A 13,574-nucleotide genomic window follows, 5' to 3' on the forward strand; every position below is an offset into this window, starting at 1 on the left:
CCCTTGATCAGCGGCCCCCGGGGGTTCTCACCCCGGCTGTTCCTCCTCCGCCGCGGCGACGTTCTCCTTGACCGCCAGGAAGCTGTCCGGGGTGACGGAGAGGGAGTCGATGCCCGCCTCGACCAGGAACCGGGCGAACTCCGGGTCGTCACTGGGCCGCTGCCCGCACAGCCCGGTCTTGCGGCCCTTGGCGTGGGCCGCGCCGATGAGGCTCTCGATGCTGCGGGTGACGGCCGGGTCGCGCTCGTTGAACAGCGGGGCCAGCCGGCCGGAGTCCCGGTCGACGCCGAGGGTGAGCTGGGTGAGGTCGTTGCTGCCCACGGAGAAGCCGTCGAAGCGGTCGGCGAAGTCCGCGGCCATGATGATGTTGGAGGGGATCTCCGCCATCACGTAGACCTCCAGGCCGTTGCGGCCGCGCTCCAGGCCGTGTCCGGCCATCGTGGCCAGCACCTGGTCGGCCTCGTCGAGGGTGCGGCAGAACGGGATCATGACGACGGTGTTGGTCAGCCCCATCTCGTCCCTGACCCGGCGCAGGGCGCGGCACTCCAGCGCGAAGCCCTCCCGGTAGCCCTCGCTGTAGTAGCGGCTGGCGCCGCGCCAGCCCAGCATCGGGTTCTCCTCGGCCGGTTCGAACCCTTCGCCGCCGATGAGCCGGGCGTACTCGTTGGTCTTGAAGTCGCTCATCCGCACGATGACCGGGCGGGGCCACCAGGCGGCGGCGATCCGGGCCACGCCGTAGGCCAGCCGGTCGACGAAGAACTCGGCCTTGTCCTCGTAGCCGCGGGTGAGTTCGGCGATCTGCTCGCGGGCCTCGGGGTCCTTGAGGGAGTCGTAGTGCACCAGGGCCATCGGGTGGGCCTTGATGTGGTTGTTGACGATGAACTCCATGCGGGCCAGGCCGACTCCGTCGGCGGGCAGCCGCCACCAGCGGAACGCCGCCGCAGGGCTGGCGATGTTGAGCATGACGTGGGTGCGGGTGGAGCGGATGCCGGACAGGTCGATCTCGTGGTCCTCGAAGTCGAGGATGCCCTCGTAGACGTGGCCCTGGTCGCCCTCGGCGCAGGAGACGGTGATCTCCTGGCCGTCGGTGAGGGTGGAGGTGGCGTCGCCGGTTCCGACGACGGCCGCAACGCCCAGTTCGCGGCTGACGATGGCGGCGTGCGACGTGCGTCCCCCGTGGTCGGTGACGACGGCGGCCGCCCGCTTCATGATGGGTTCCCAGTCCGGGTCGGTGGCACCGGTGACGAGGACCGCGCCGTCCTCGAAGCGGTCGATGTCCGCGGCGGTGCGCAGGTTGCACACCCGGCCCGAGGCGATGGCATCACCGATGGCCAGGCCACTGATCAGCAGCGGGCCGCGTTCCTTGAGCCGGTAGGAGCGCAGCGTGGCCGCCTCCTTGCGCGCCTGGACGGTCTCCGGACGGGCCTGGACGATGAAGAGGTCACCGGTGCGGCCGTCCTTGGCCCACTCCATGTCCATCGGGCAGCCGTAGTGCTTCTCGATGGCCGCGGCCCACCGGGCGAGCTGGAGGATCTCCGCGTCGTCCAGGACGTACGGGTCGCGTTCGTCGCCGGGCACATCGACGGTCACGGTGGGCGTGTCCGGGGAGTCGCCGTAGACGATCTTGGTTTCCTTGCGGCCGGAGGTCCGGGAGATCACCGGGTCCAGTTCCTGGTCGTCGAGCAACGGCTTGAACACCAGGTACTCGTCGGGGTCCACGGTGCCCGACACCACCGACTCCCCCAGGCCCCAGGAGGCGTTGATCAGCACCACGCGGGGGAAGCCGCTGTCGGTGTCGAGGGAGAACATCACCCCGGCACCGGAGAGGTCGGAGCGGACCATCTCCTGCACCCCCACCGACAGGGCGACCTGGAGGTGGTCGAATCCGTGGTGCTCCCGGTAGCTGATCGCCCGGTCGGTGAACAGCGAGGCGTAGCAGCGGCGGACGGCGTCCAGCAGTGCCTTCTCGCCGGTGATGTTGAGGAAGGACTCCTGCTGTCCGGCGAAGCTCGCCTCCGGCAGGTCCTCGGCGGTGGCGCTGGAGCGGACCGCGACGTCCGGGTCGGTGCGCCCGGTGCGGTCCGCGAGCCGCCGGTAGGCGTCCTTGACGTCGTCGGCGAGCCCGGAGGGCAGTTCGGCGCCGAGGAACATCTCCCGGATGGCGCTGCCGACCCGGGACAGCTCGGCTCCGTCGTGCAGCGCGTCGATCTGCTCGCCCAGCCGGGTGCGCAGATCGTTGACGGTCAAAAACTCTTCGTAGGCGTGGGCCGTGGTGGCGAAGCCTCCCGGCACCCTGATGCCCTGCCCGGCGAGGCTGCTGATCATCTCCCCGAGCGAGGCGTTCTTGCCCCCGGCCACCGCGACGTCCTTGGAGGTGAGGTCCTCGAACCACCTCACCCTGTCCTGCTCGCCCATGATGCCTTCCTTCAGTCCGCGCCCTGCACTCCCGGGGCCGGCCGTCGCATGGCCCGGCGCTGCACGGCCGGACCGGCCCTGACCTGTGCTTCCGGCCGGCTGCTGCCGGGTAACCCCGGGCCGGCGGTGGAAACGCCGGCCGTCCGAACAGGCACTGTCATACCTACCCGCCCCCGCCGGGAACGTGCCCGCCACGCCCGCCCCCCGACGGTGATCCGCGCCACACGGTCCGGCTCCCTGCCCCACTCCGGGGGGCGCGGTGGGGCAGGTGCCGTCAGGCCGTGCCGGGGCGATCCGGGGCGGCGCCGCGCAGGAAGAGGGTCACGACGTCGCTCACCAGGTCGTGGGCCGGCTGCCCCTCGGGGCGTTCCTGGGGCGGCATGGCCACGTCGTCGGGCAGCGGTTCGGCGACCGAGGCGAGTTCGAGGAACGCCGAGGCCAGGAAACCGGGGTCGGCGCGGCGCAGTGCACCGGCCTCCACGGCACCGGCCATCAGGGCGGTCACCGGGGCGATGAGGGTGTCGACGTAACGGCGGGAGATGTCGGTGCGGGTGGAGTCGTCGAGGTGGCGGGTGGCGTCGTAGACGCGCATGCCCAGCGCGGAGTTGTAGGCCCCCGCCGCGTAGGTGCGGACGACGGCCTCCAGGCGTTCGCGGAGCGTGCCGCCGCTGTCCAGCGCCGTGGTCAGGACGGTGCCGGCCTCGTCGATGTAGTGGCGGGCGACCTCGGTGAAGAGTGCGGCCTTGCCGCCGGGGAAGTGGTGGTAGAGACTGGCCTTGCGCACATCGACGGCCTTGGCGATCTCGTCGAGCGAGACGCCCAGGTAGCCGCGTTCGGTGAGCTGGGCGGCGAACTCGGCACGGGCACGGGCACGGGTGTCGGTCTGGCGGGGCACTGTTCTCAGACTCCTGTCCGGGTGCGACGGTCGAGCGCGAAGCGGACGGCGGCCACGCCCGCCGCCAGGACGGCGGCCACCACGAGGGCACCGGGCAGCAGGTCGTGTCCGGTCCATCCCGGCGACAGCAGTCCGCGCATCGCCTCCAGCGGAGGGGTGAGCGGGTTGATGCCGGCCGCCACGGACATCCATCCTTCCAGGTGTTCGCGGGGCACGAAGGTCGCGGTGAAGAAGGACAGCGGGAAGAACACCAGTGTCACGGAGCTGACCGCGGACGCCGTTCCCGCCCACAGGCCCGCCGCGGCGGCCAGCAGCAGGAACCCGAGCCCGACGAGTACGGTCGCTGCCACCAGGGCGGCGTCCGCCGGGAAACCGCCGGCCGGGCGCATCCCGAGCAGCCCGCCCAGTGCGGTCAGCGCGGTGGCCTGGGCGGCGAGCACGGCCGTGCCGGCCAGGACGGGAGCGGCCACCAGCACCGGGCGGCGGACGGGGGTCAGCCACAGCCGGGTGTGGTAGCCGGACTCGATGTCGCGGACCAGCAGCTGGCCCGCGGCGGCACCGCCGGTGAACGCCGTGGTGAGCAGGCACAGCGGAAGGACGACATCGACGTAGCGTCCGCCGGGGCTCAGGGCGTCCCCCAGCGTGGAGAGCTGCGCCTCGTAGACGACGAGGAAGAAGGCGCTCATGAGCAGGGGGGAGAGGATCAGCGAGGGGGTGCGCCAGGTGGCGCGCAGGGAGCGCGCGGTCAGTGCGCGGAGTGCCCCGGTGGGGGCGGGGGCTGCGGTGGTCATGCGGGGATCTCGTTTCCTGACGACATGGCGAGGCGGAGGAAGACGTCCTCCAGGCTGGGTTCCTCGACGCCCAGGGACGCGGGCGGCAGGCCGGCGGCGGCCAGGTCCGGCAGCAGGCCGGCCTCGGCGCCCGGCCGGGAGAGGCGGACCCGCACGGTGTCCGGTGCGGCGGGCTCGGCGGCCTCGCCACGGGCGGTGAGCAGGTCGCGGGCGCGGGCGGCCTCGGCGGCTCCGGGGTAACGGAGGATGAGGGTCCGCTCTCCGGTGCTGCGCTTGAGCTCCTGCGGTGACGCGGAGGCGATGAGCCGTCCCTCGCGCAGGATGCCCACCCGTCCGCACAGCTGGTCGGCCTCCTCCAGGTACTGGGTGGTGAGCAGCACGGTGACGCCGTGGACGGTGTTGAGCCGGCGGATCGCGTCCCACAGGCCGCGGCGGGCGGCGGGGTCCAGGCCGGTGGTGGGTTCGTCGAGGAAGAGCACGGCCGGGCGCTGGACCAGTGCGACGGCGAGGTCGATCCGCCGGCGCTGGCCGCCGCTGAGCTTTCCGACGGGGGCGGTGGCGTGTTCCTCCATGCGGAAGTCGGTCAGGAGTTCCTCGGCGCGCCGCCGTGCGGCGGCGGCGGTGAGCCCTTGCATCCTGCCCTGCAGCCGCAGCAGTTCCGTCCCGGTCATCAGGGGGTCGAGGGCGGTGCCCTGGAGGACCACGCCGATGCGGGAGCGCACGAGGTCCGGGGCGGCGGCGATGTCCGCGCCGGCCACCCGGGCCGTGCCGCGGGCGGGGCGGAGGGTGGTCGTCAGCAGGCGGACGGTGGTGCTCTTGCCCGAGCCGTTGGGGCCCAGCAGGCCGTAGATCTCGCCCGGGCCGATGTCGAGGTCCAGCTGGTGCACGGCGGTGCGCTCCCCGAAGTCCCGGCCGAGTCCGGCCGCGTGGAGAGAGGAATCGGTGACGTCCATGAGCAAAACCTACCTATCGTTAGGTAGGTTTTGCAAGCCGTTCCCTTCCGCCCCCGCTCCGGCCCCGCGCCCGGCTCCGCGTACGTTGGGTGCCGCGGACTGCCGCGCGACCGTTCCACCGCTCCGGCCGCCCGCCGCACGCACGCCCCCTACGTACGCGAAGGAAGGCCGATGCCGCTCCGCCTCCGCCCCGCCGCCGGTGTCACCGCCCTGCTGCTGGCCGCCGCCCTGACCGCCTGCTCCGGCGCCTCGGATCCCGCGGAGGAGAGTCCCGCCGACAGCGGGGCCGGCCACGGCGAGGACGCGGCGCACCTGGACATCGGCCACGTCCACGGCCTGGGCATCGACCCGGCCGACGGCACCGTCTACGTCGCCACCCACCACGGGCTCGTCCGGATCGCCGAGGACGGCACCGCCGAGCGCGTCGGCGACGCCTCCGACTACATGGGCTTCGCCGTCACCGGCCCCGGCACCTTCCTGGGCAGCGGACACCCGGCCCCGGACGCCGACACCGACGTGCACCACTTCGGGCTGCTGGAGTCCACCGACGCCGGCCGCACCTGGACCACCCTCTCGCTCGGCGGCGAGGCGGACTTCCACGCCCTGGTGTACGCGCACGACACGGTCTACGGCTACGACAGCACCCGCGGCGGTCTGCGGGTCAGCGAGGACGGCACCACCTGGGAGGACCGCGCCACCCTCCCGGCCGCGGACATCGCCGTCAGTCCCGAGGGCCCCGATGTCCTCCTGGCCACCACCCAGAACGGCATCGCCCGCAGCACCGACGGCGGCGACACCTTCGCCGACGGCCGCGCGCCCGTCCTGCTGTATCTCTCCTGGCCCGCTCCGGACAGCCTCTTCGGCATCGCCCCGGACGGGGAGCTGAGCCGCAGCACGGACGGCGGCGACACCTGGGAGGCCGTCGGCACCGTCCCCGGGGGCGCGGCCCAGGCGCTCACCGCCCTCGACGCCGGCCACATCCTGGCCGCCACGGAGGGCGGGGTCTACGAGTCGCGGGACGGCGGGGAGACCTTCACCGAGCGCCTCTCCTCCTGACGCACCGGCCGGACGCGCGCCGGGGCGCGCCGCCGAGGAGCGGCGCGGCCTCGTCCGGCACCGCGTGTCAGCCGCGCGGGAGGATCATTTCTTTCCCGTTCCCGGCGGTCCCGAGACACGCAGGGTGTCCAGCCGCCGGTGGTACTCCTCGTCGTCGATCTCGCCGCGCGCGTACCGCTCGGCGAGCACCCGCTCCGGCCCTGACCACGGTCCCTGGCCGTCACCGCCGCGCTCGGCCGGCCGCCCGAGGGACCGGAAGAGCAGAACCGCGGCGGTGATGATCAGCACCCAGAACAGGAGCATGCCGAACGACATCAGGAACACACCCCAGCCGCTGACGTTGTGGCCGTTCCAGAACATCATCGCGTCACGTCCTCTCGGTGTCCGGGGGACGGCCGCAGGGGTGCGGCCCGTCCGTGCCCGACTGCCCCCACCGTTTCCCGCCGCGCTCTCCGGCGGCAGGGGCCGGTCAGGGCCGTCCGGGGGGCCGGTTGGCCCGGCCGCCCCCGGGGTACCCGGCGGCGGTCTGCCGAAAGCACGTGCACGACTCGCGCAGAAAGGACGGCACGCCCATGACAGCCGTTCGCTCGCCCCGCTCCCGCCGTGCGGCCGTGACGGTCGCCGTCGCGACAGCCGCCACGCTGGCCCTGTCCTCCTGCGGCGACGAGGAGGACACCGGTACCCGCACCCCGGAGTCACCGCCCGCCACCGAGACGGCGGAGGGCCTGCACAACCAGGCCGACACGGACTTCGCCCAGGACATGATCCCGCTCGGCCGCCAGGCCGTGCACATGTCCGAGCTGGCCCGGGACCGGGCCGAGGACGAGCGGGTCGCCGAACTCGCGGAGTCCGTCCGGGAGAGCCGCGGCCAGGAGATCGACACCCTCACCGGCTGGCTGGAGTCATGGGACGAGCAGATTCCCCGGGAGGGGCACGGCCCGGGCCACGAGGACGACGGCCACGGCCCCGGCATGATGGACGACCGGCAGCTCGACGACCTCAGGCGTGCGACGGGCGGGACCTTCGACACCATGTACCTGACGATGATGATCGAGCACCACAAGCGCGCGGTCGAGGTCGCCGAGACGGAACGGGACCGCGGCTTCTACGGCCCCGCCACGGACCTCGCCGAGGACATCGTCACCACCCGCAGCGCCGAGATCGACGAGATGCGCCGCCTCCTCGAAGCCCGCTGACCGGCGCGCGGCCGGGGGCGCGTCCTGGTGGACGGGCCCCCGGCCGTCCCCTCCTGCGCCGGATGGTCGGGGCGGGCGGGTCTCAGCCCTTGGTGGCGCCGGCGGTCAGGCCGCTGGCGAGGTGGCGTTCGGCGACCGCGTAGAACGCGAGCGCGGGAACCATGGCCAGCACCAGGTAGGCGAGGATGCGGGCGGTGTCGGAGGCGTACTGGCCCTGGAACTGCTGGACGCCCAGCGGAATCGTCCACAGCTGTGGATCGGTGAAGACCACCAGCGGGAGGAAGAAGTTGTTCCAGCTCGCCACGATCGCGAGCACGGACACCGTGGCGAGCGCCGGGCGGGCCATCGGCAGCAGAATCCGCCAGAAGAACCCCAGCGGGGTGCAGCCGTCCAGGATGGCGGCCTCCTCCACCTCCCGGGGGATCTGCCGGAAGAAGCCGCGCAGGATGATGATGGTGATGGGCAGCCCGAAGGCCGCCTGCGGCAGGATCACGCCCAGCGGGTTGTCCAGCAGGCCGAGGCTGCGCAACAGCACGAACAGCGGCAGGATCGCGACGGCGAACGGGAACATCAGGCCGATGGTGAAGAAGGTGAACAGCACCTCCCGGCCCTTGAAGGCGAACCGGGCGAAGACGAACGCCGCCATCGCACCGGTGGCGGCGATGAGCACGGTGGTGCTCACGCCGATGAGGAGGCTGTTGAAGATCTGCCGCCAGAAGTCGCCGGAGGCCAGCACCTCGGTGTAGTTCTCCGGGCGCCACGGCGAGGGCAGGCCGAAGGGGTTGCCGGAGAGCTGGGCGGTGTCCTTGAACCCGCCGAGCAGGGCGAACACCAGCGGGCCGAGGACGACCGCGGCCAGGGCGAGGGCCAGCACATGCAGGGAAGCCCCTCTCAGGGCCGACCGTCGGGCGGTCATTTCCTGCCTCCCATGGTGGTGAGCGCGCCTTCGGTGTCACGGCGCATGACGAAGCGCAGATAGAGCAGCGCGAAGATCAGGCTGATGAAGAACATCGCCACGCTGATCGCGCTGGCGTAGCCGATCTGGTAGCGCTGGAAACCGAAGTCGAACATGGTGACGGCCAGGGTCTCGGAGGCGTGCACCGGCCCGCCGCGGGTGAGGATCCACACCAGGTCGAAGAGCTGGATGGTGCCGATGACCGACAGGAACGCGCTGATGCGGATGGTGGGCCCGAGCAGCGGCAGGGTGATGTAGCGGAACTGCTGCCAGGGGCTCGCGCCGTCGATGGAGGCGGCCTCCCCCAACTCGCGCGGGATGCCCTGACGGCCGGCCAGGTAGAGGATGGTGTGGAAACCGAAGAACTTCCAGGTGATGACGAAGAACAGCGCCATCAGCACCGTGTCGGGGTCGGCCAGCCAGGCCCGTTCCAGCGATTCCAGGCCGACCGACCGCAGCAGCCAGTTCAGCAGCCCGGAGTCCGGCGCCAGGATCATGGTGAACAGCACGCCGGTGATGACTTCGGAGAGCACGTAGGGCGCGAAGAACAGCAACCGGTAGACGGCCCGGCCCCGGATCCGCTGGTTGAGCAGCAGCGCCAGCCCCAGCGACAGCGGCAGCTGGATGACCAGGGACAGGATGATGAGGATGGCACCGCGCCGGAGGTCGCCGAGAAAGATGTCGTCGCCGAGCAGGTCGGTGAAGTTCTGCAGGCCGACGAAGTCGGTGGGCATTCCCCCCAGCCCGTTCCACTTGAACAGGCTGAAGTACATGGCCATCAGGACGGGTGCGAGGACGAGAAGGCCGTAGAGGATCAGCGCGGGGAGCAGGAACAGCGCCAGAGTGATCAGCGTCTTGCGCCGGCGCCGCTCCCGGGAACCGGACCGGGGCCGGCCGTGCCGGGGACGAGGGCTCCGGTCCGCCACCGGCGGTTCGTCGGTCATCACCGGAGAGGTCATGGTCGGGGAACTCCGCTTCACGATGCGTCACCGGGTGCGGGACGGCGGGGAGGACGGCGAAGGGGCCGCGCCGGGAGTGATCCGGTGAGCACCCGGCGCGGCCTGCGGGGGCTGGTGCGGTGCCGCGCCGGCCGGGTTCGGGTCCCGGCCCGGCGCGGCCTGTACGGGGTGGTGCCGTCAGCCCTCGGCCTGTGCCGCCCGGGTGATGGCCTCGGTGACCTGCTCGGGTGTGGCGACTCCGGCGAGGAGTTCCGCGACGCTGTCGTTGACCTGCTGGCCGACCGCGGGCGGGAACGCCTGGTCCAGGTAGAGCTGGAACCCGGTGGCCTCGGCGAGCGCCTCGGCGACGGCCTTCATGTTCTCGTCGGGCACCAGGTCCACCGTCTCCTCCATCACCGGGAGACCGGCGCCCTCTTCCACGAAGGTGCCGTGCTGGGCAACCTCGGAGATGAAGTTGAGGAAGTCCGCGGCCTCGGGGGGCGCTCCCGCTCCCATGGCGAAGCCGTTGCCGCCGCCGAACGCCTCGGTGATGCTGCCGCGCCCGCCCTCGACCTCGGGGAAGGGGAAGAAGCCGAGGTCGTCACCGATGCCGCCGGCGGTGTCCACCTGGACCTGGGGCGCCCACTGGCCCATGAGTTCCATGGCGGCCTTCCCGCCGCCCACGGCCGCGGCCTGTCCCTGCGGGGTGGAGTAGTCGGCGCCGAGGAAGCCGTTCTGGAAGGGCTCCAGTTCGGCCAGGTCCCGCAGCCTCTCGCCCGCCTCCACGAAACCCGGGTCGCCGAAGTCGCCGGACTCGGACGCCGCTTCGAGAGTCTCCAGGCCGGCCACCCGCATGGCGAGGTAGGACCAGTAGTAGTGGCCGGGCCACTTCTCCTTGCCGGCCAGGGCGAGGGGGGTGGTGCCGGAGTCCTTGAGCTTCTCCACCGTGTCGAGGAACTCGTCCCAGGTGGTGGGGGGTTCGTTGACGCCGGCGTCGGCGAAGAGGGCCTTGTTGTACCAGAAGCCCACCATTCCGACGTCGACCGGGATGCCGTAGGGCACGCCGTCGATCTCGTAGGGGGAGAGCGCGGCGGTGGTGAACGTGTCCAGCGTGTCGGCGACGCCGGTCTGGCTGAGGTCGGTGACCAGCCCGGCCTCGGCCTGCTGGCTCAGGACACCGCCGCCCCAGGTGGAGAAGATGTGGGGCACGTCGCCGGAGGCGGTGAGCGCCGTCATCTTGGACTTGAACGCCTCGTTCTCCATGGCGGTGATCTTGACCTTGACGCCGGGGTTCTGGTCCTCGAAGTCCTTGGCCCACTGCTCGTACACGGACTTGACGGGCTCGGCGGTGCCGATGTGCCACCAGTCCACGGTCACCCCACCGCCCCCGGCATCCCCCGAGTCTCCTCCCCCGCAGGCACTGAGGAGGAGCGCGGAGGCCACGAGTGCCACCGCACTGCGCCGACGTAGCGACATGATCGTGCCCCTTTGCTCCCGAGTGAAAATTATCGGCTCCGGACCGAAAATTTGTAGGCGCACCATAGGGAGAAGGTGATGAGCACGTCAACGGATTGGACACAGACCATGAACTTAGGCTGGTCACAGCGATGTTCAGCTTCCGGAAACTTTCGGTGACGCAATCCGGATGCGGGCATGACTCGGCCCCGGGCCCGGCTCAGGACGACACCGACAGCCCGGGGGCGGCCGAAGGACCGGGACGCACCGTTCGCACCCGCGGGGTCACCGTCCGCTGCCGCACTGGAGGAAGTACAACGCGGCCCACGCGCCACGGCAAGAGGACGGAAAGCATGTCCTGTCCACCCGTCCCGGGGCCGCCCCCTCCGCCACGGCCGGCGCGGCGAGACCCAAGGGCCCCTCGGCATAAACCCGTTACCGGCGGGACGGACGGAAAGAGACGATTCCCGGCCATGGACAGCACACCGCATCCCGGACCGGCCGACGACCCTGCGACCGCCCCCGGCACCCCGCGGGACACCGCCCACCTGGTGGAATTCCTGTGCTCGCACCGGGGAGGGTGGATCAACGGGCAGCTGCTCAAGAGCGACGGCGGCATCGCGTGACGCCTGCCCGGGCGACCACCGGAACGGGAACGTGCACGGATTCCCCGCACCTCGGCCTCCGCTCTGTCACCGGGACGGCGTAGATTCTCGGCATGCTGGAACGCACAAGTGAAGCGCAGCCCTTCGCCGTTGCCACCTCCCGCCCGGCCCGCGACGGCGCCGGGCGGCAGGCCGCGGGGCCGGTGCTCCCCGAGGGCGCCGCCGATGCGTGACCGGTGTCACCGGAACCGGCCCGGCGGCCGGCGCGGCAGCGGCTGCCCCGGTGACCGGCACCGCCCGCGCCCGCACGGCCTCGCCCGGCTCCCCGGCCCGCCGGCAGTCCCCCACACCGGGGCGAGGGCGGGCGGCTTCTCCCACGCGCTGTACCGGATCGACCGGGGCGGCCACGCCTGCCTCCCCGACACGGGGGGCGGTGTCTGACCGGCTTCTCACGTCCGAGGCCGGCCGGTGCGGTCACCACGGGTGAGCCGCACCGGCCGGGCGCTCACGCTCAGGGCCGGGATTCGGCGTCGCGGCGGCCGGGTTCCGGGTTCTCCGTCTCCGGCCGGCGCGCGTCCTCCGCACCGTCCTGGCGGTCACTGCCACCCCGGCCGCGCCGCCTGTCGCCGCGGAGCCGCAGCACCAGCGCGGCGGCCAGGACAGCGGCCAGCGCCAGCAGCAGGGCCGTGTCGGGGACGGCGGAAGCCACCGTGTGGACCCACTGCTCCAGCCGGGCCTCCTGGTCGGCGCCGAGCAGCCCGGGCAGCGCGGCGGTGCCGCCGAACCCCAGGAACAGGACGCCGATGAGGATGAAGAACACGCCGGACAGCAGCGAGACGGTGTGCAGCCGCAGGCGGCCCACGGTGAATGCCCGGCCCCGCAGCCAGCGGCGCCGGCCCAGGTCGTAGCGGTCCCACAGCAGGGCGAGCAGGAACAGCGGCCCCGCCATGCCCAGCGCGTACACGGCCAGCAGCAGTCCCCCGTGCGCGGGGGAGCCGCCCATCGCCGAGATGGTCAGGATGGAACCGAGGATCGGCCCGGCGCAGAAGCCGGCCAGCCCGTAGACCGCGCCGAGCGCCACCACGGACGGGACGGACGACGGCCGGATGCCGGCCGCCGCGCGCTGCATCCGCCGCGAGCCGAAGCCGAGCCCCAGGATCTGGGCGACGCCCAGCGCGATGACCGTCCAGCCGCCGACCGCGATCAGCAGGTCCCGGTTCCCGTGGAAGAACCGGCCGGCGAGCGAACCGGCCACCCCCAGCGGGACCAGGGTGAGGCACAGTCCCGCCCAGAACGCGGCTGTCCGGGCCAGCAGACCGCCCGGGGTCCCGAAGGAGTAGGCGAAGAACGCGGGCAGCAGCAGCGCGCTGCACGGACTGAACAGGGTCAGCAGTCCGCCGAGGAAGGCGACGGCGTACCCGGTCTCGGCGATCACCGGCCGGCGGCCCGGTGGGCGTCCTCGACGATGCCGGAGAACACCTCGGTGGGCTGGGCGCCGAGCACCGGGGTCCCGTTGATGAGGAAGGCGGGGGTGCTGGAGACACCGAGCCGGTAGCCCTCCTCCAGGTCGGTTTCCAGCGCGGCCAGCGCCTCGTCGCTGTTCATGTCCGCGCGGAACCGGCCGAGATCACCGACGCCGGCCTCCCGGGCCATGTCCTCCAGCTTCTCCTGCGCGTAGGCGCCGCTGTCGCGCGGCCGGTCCTCGCCGAAGGCAACGTCGTGGAACTCCCAGAAGACACCCTGCTGTCCGGCCGCCCAGCTCGCCAGGGCCGCGTTCCGCGACTCCTCGCCGAAGATCGGGAACTGCCGCATCTCGATGCGCAGCACGCCCTCGTCGACGTACTGCCGGACGAGCTCCGGCTTGGTGTCGCGGGCGAAGGTGCCGCAGAAGGGGCACTGGAAGTCGGAGTACTCGATCAGGACGACCGGGGCGTCGGCCTCGCCGAGGGCGTAGGGGTCGCCGGCGTCCCGCCGGGCGAGGGCGAGCAGCCGCTCGTCGGGGGCGTCACCGGACTCCCGCACCTCGGCGGGGTCGTCGTCGCCGGTGCCGGCGGCGGGCGGGTTCCCGGCGGCCGGCCGGTTGTCGTTCTCCCCGCCGAAGACGGAGAAGGCCGCGAGGAGGAGCACGACGGCGAGCGCGGTGACGATCACGCTGACGGGCAGGCGCTTCCCGGTTCCGGACGGGCTGTCGCCGGACCGGCTGTCACCGGAGGGGCCGGGGTCGGAGGAGGACTGGGAAGAACGGGTGCTGTGCATGGCGGACTCCACGCCGCGCGGACCGCGCGGCAGACGTCGGGTCGGGGATCGGTGTCGAG

At 72.3% G+C, this 13,574-nt stretch carries 12 protein-coding genes and 1 pseudogene; 3 read left to right on the plus strand and 10 right to left on the minus strand.

The annotated features are described in order from the left end of the window. Positions 1 to 27 precede the first annotated feature (27 nt). From ppsA to ABD299_RS09375, 4 genes are all read right to left on the minus strand, one after another. On the minus strand, positions 28 to 2,415 hold the full coding sequence (ppsA, locus tag ABD299_RS09360) for a phosphoenolpyruvate synthase (RefSeq protein ID WP_344260322.1): 2,388 nt from the start codon (positions 2,413 to 2,415) through the stop codon (positions 28 to 30). 274 nt (positions 2,416 to 2,689) lie between these two features. Next, positions 2,690 to 3,310 (minus strand): TetR/AcrR family transcriptional regulator, encoded by a 621-nt coding sequence (locus tag ABD299_RS09365; RefSeq protein ID WP_344260323.1) that lies wholly within the window; start codon positions 3,308 to 3,310, stop codon positions 2,690 to 2,692. A gap of 5 nt (positions 3,311 to 3,315) precedes the next feature. Beyond that, complete coding sequence (locus ABD299_RS09370) at positions 3,316 to 4,101, minus strand: ABC transporter permease (RefSeq protein WP_344260325.1); 786 nt, start codon at positions 4,099 to 4,101, stop codon at positions 3,316 to 3,318. Further along, positions 4,098 to 5,054 (minus strand): ABC transporter ATP-binding protein, encoded by a 957-nt coding sequence (locus ABD299_RS09375; protein ID WP_344260327.1) that lies wholly within the window; start codon positions 5,052 to 5,054, stop codon positions 4,098 to 4,100. The genes ABD299_RS09370 and ABD299_RS09375 overlap by 4 nt, the downstream gene beginning before the upstream one ends. Positions 5,055 to 5,225: 171 nt before the next feature. Here ABD299_RS09375 and ABD299_RS09380 point away from each other — a divergent pair, with 171 nt between their 5' ends. After that, positions 5,226 to 6,110 carry a F510_1955 family glycosylhydrolase gene (locus tag ABD299_RS09380; protein WP_344260329.1) on the plus strand — a complete coding sequence of 295 codons (885 nt, stop codon included), beginning with the start codon at positions 5,226 to 5,228 and terminating at the stop codon, positions 6,108 to 6,110. 84 nt (positions 6,111 to 6,194) lie between these two features. Here ABD299_RS09380 and ABD299_RS09385 read toward each other — a convergent pair whose 3' ends face one another. Beyond that, a complete protein-coding gene (locus ABD299_RS09385; protein ID WP_344260331.1) occupies positions 6,195 to 6,473 on the minus strand; it encodes an SHOCT domain-containing protein in 279 nt (92 codons plus the stop codon). Between the two features lie 209 nt (positions 6,474 to 6,682). Here ABD299_RS09385 and ABD299_RS09390 point away from each other — a divergent pair, with 209 nt between their 5' ends. After that, positions 6,683 to 7,306 (plus strand): DUF305 domain-containing protein, encoded by a 624-nt coding sequence (locus ABD299_RS09390; RefSeq protein ID WP_344260333.1) that lies wholly within the window; start codon positions 6,683 to 6,685, stop codon positions 7,304 to 7,306. An 82-nt stretch (positions 7,307 to 7,388) separates the two neighbouring features. Here the strand turns inward: ABD299_RS09390 and ABD299_RS09395 are convergent, their stop codons facing one another. From ABD299_RS09395 to ABD299_RS09405, 3 genes are all read right to left on the minus strand, one after another. Beyond that, positions 7,389 to 8,222: a carbohydrate ABC transporter permease gene (locus ABD299_RS09395; RefSeq protein ID WP_344260335.1), complete on the minus strand. Its 834-nt coding sequence runs from the start codon at positions 8,220 to 8,222 to the stop codon at positions 7,389 to 7,391. Next, positions 8,219 to 9,220, minus strand: a complete 1,002-nt coding sequence (locus tag ABD299_RS09400) for a carbohydrate ABC transporter permease (protein ID WP_344260337.1) — start codon at positions 9,218 to 9,220, stop codon at positions 8,219 to 8,221. The genes ABD299_RS09395 and ABD299_RS09400 overlap by 4 nt, the downstream gene beginning before the upstream one ends. A gap of 177 nt (positions 9,221 to 9,397) precedes the next feature. Next, positions 9,398 to 10,675, minus strand: coding sequence for an extracellular solute-binding protein (locus tag ABD299_RS09405; RefSeq protein ID WP_344260339.1), 1,278 nt, complete (start codon positions 10,673 to 10,675; stop codon positions 9,398 to 9,400). Between the two features lie 503 nt (positions 10,676 to 11,178). Between ABD299_RS09405 and ABD299_RS09410 the strand changes: the two are divergent. Continuing rightward, positions 11,179 to 11,280 (plus strand): annotated as a pseudogene (locus ABD299_RS09410) (SDR family oxidoreductase); the annotation flags it as partial. A 490-nt stretch (positions 11,281 to 11,770) separates the two neighbouring features. Here ABD299_RS09410 and ABD299_RS09415 read toward each other — a convergent pair. Further along, complete coding sequence (locus ABD299_RS09415; RefSeq protein ID WP_344260455.1) at positions 11,771 to 12,691, minus strand: cytochrome c biogenesis CcdA family protein; 921 nt, start codon at positions 12,689 to 12,691, stop codon at positions 11,771 to 11,773. After that, a complete protein-coding gene (locus tag ABD299_RS09420) occupies positions 12,691 to 13,515 on the minus strand; it encodes a DsbA family protein (protein ID WP_344260341.1) in 825 nt (274 codons plus the stop codon). The genes ABD299_RS09415 and ABD299_RS09420 overlap by 1 nt, the downstream gene beginning before the upstream one ends. Between the last annotated feature and the right edge of the window lie 59 nt (positions 13,516 to 13,574).

This window comes from Streptomyces sodiiphilus (assembly GCF_039529215.1).
In the GTDB taxonomy this organism is placed as follows: Bacteria; Actinomycetota; Actinomycetes; order Streptomycetales; family Streptomycetaceae; genus Streptomyces; species Streptomyces sodiiphilus.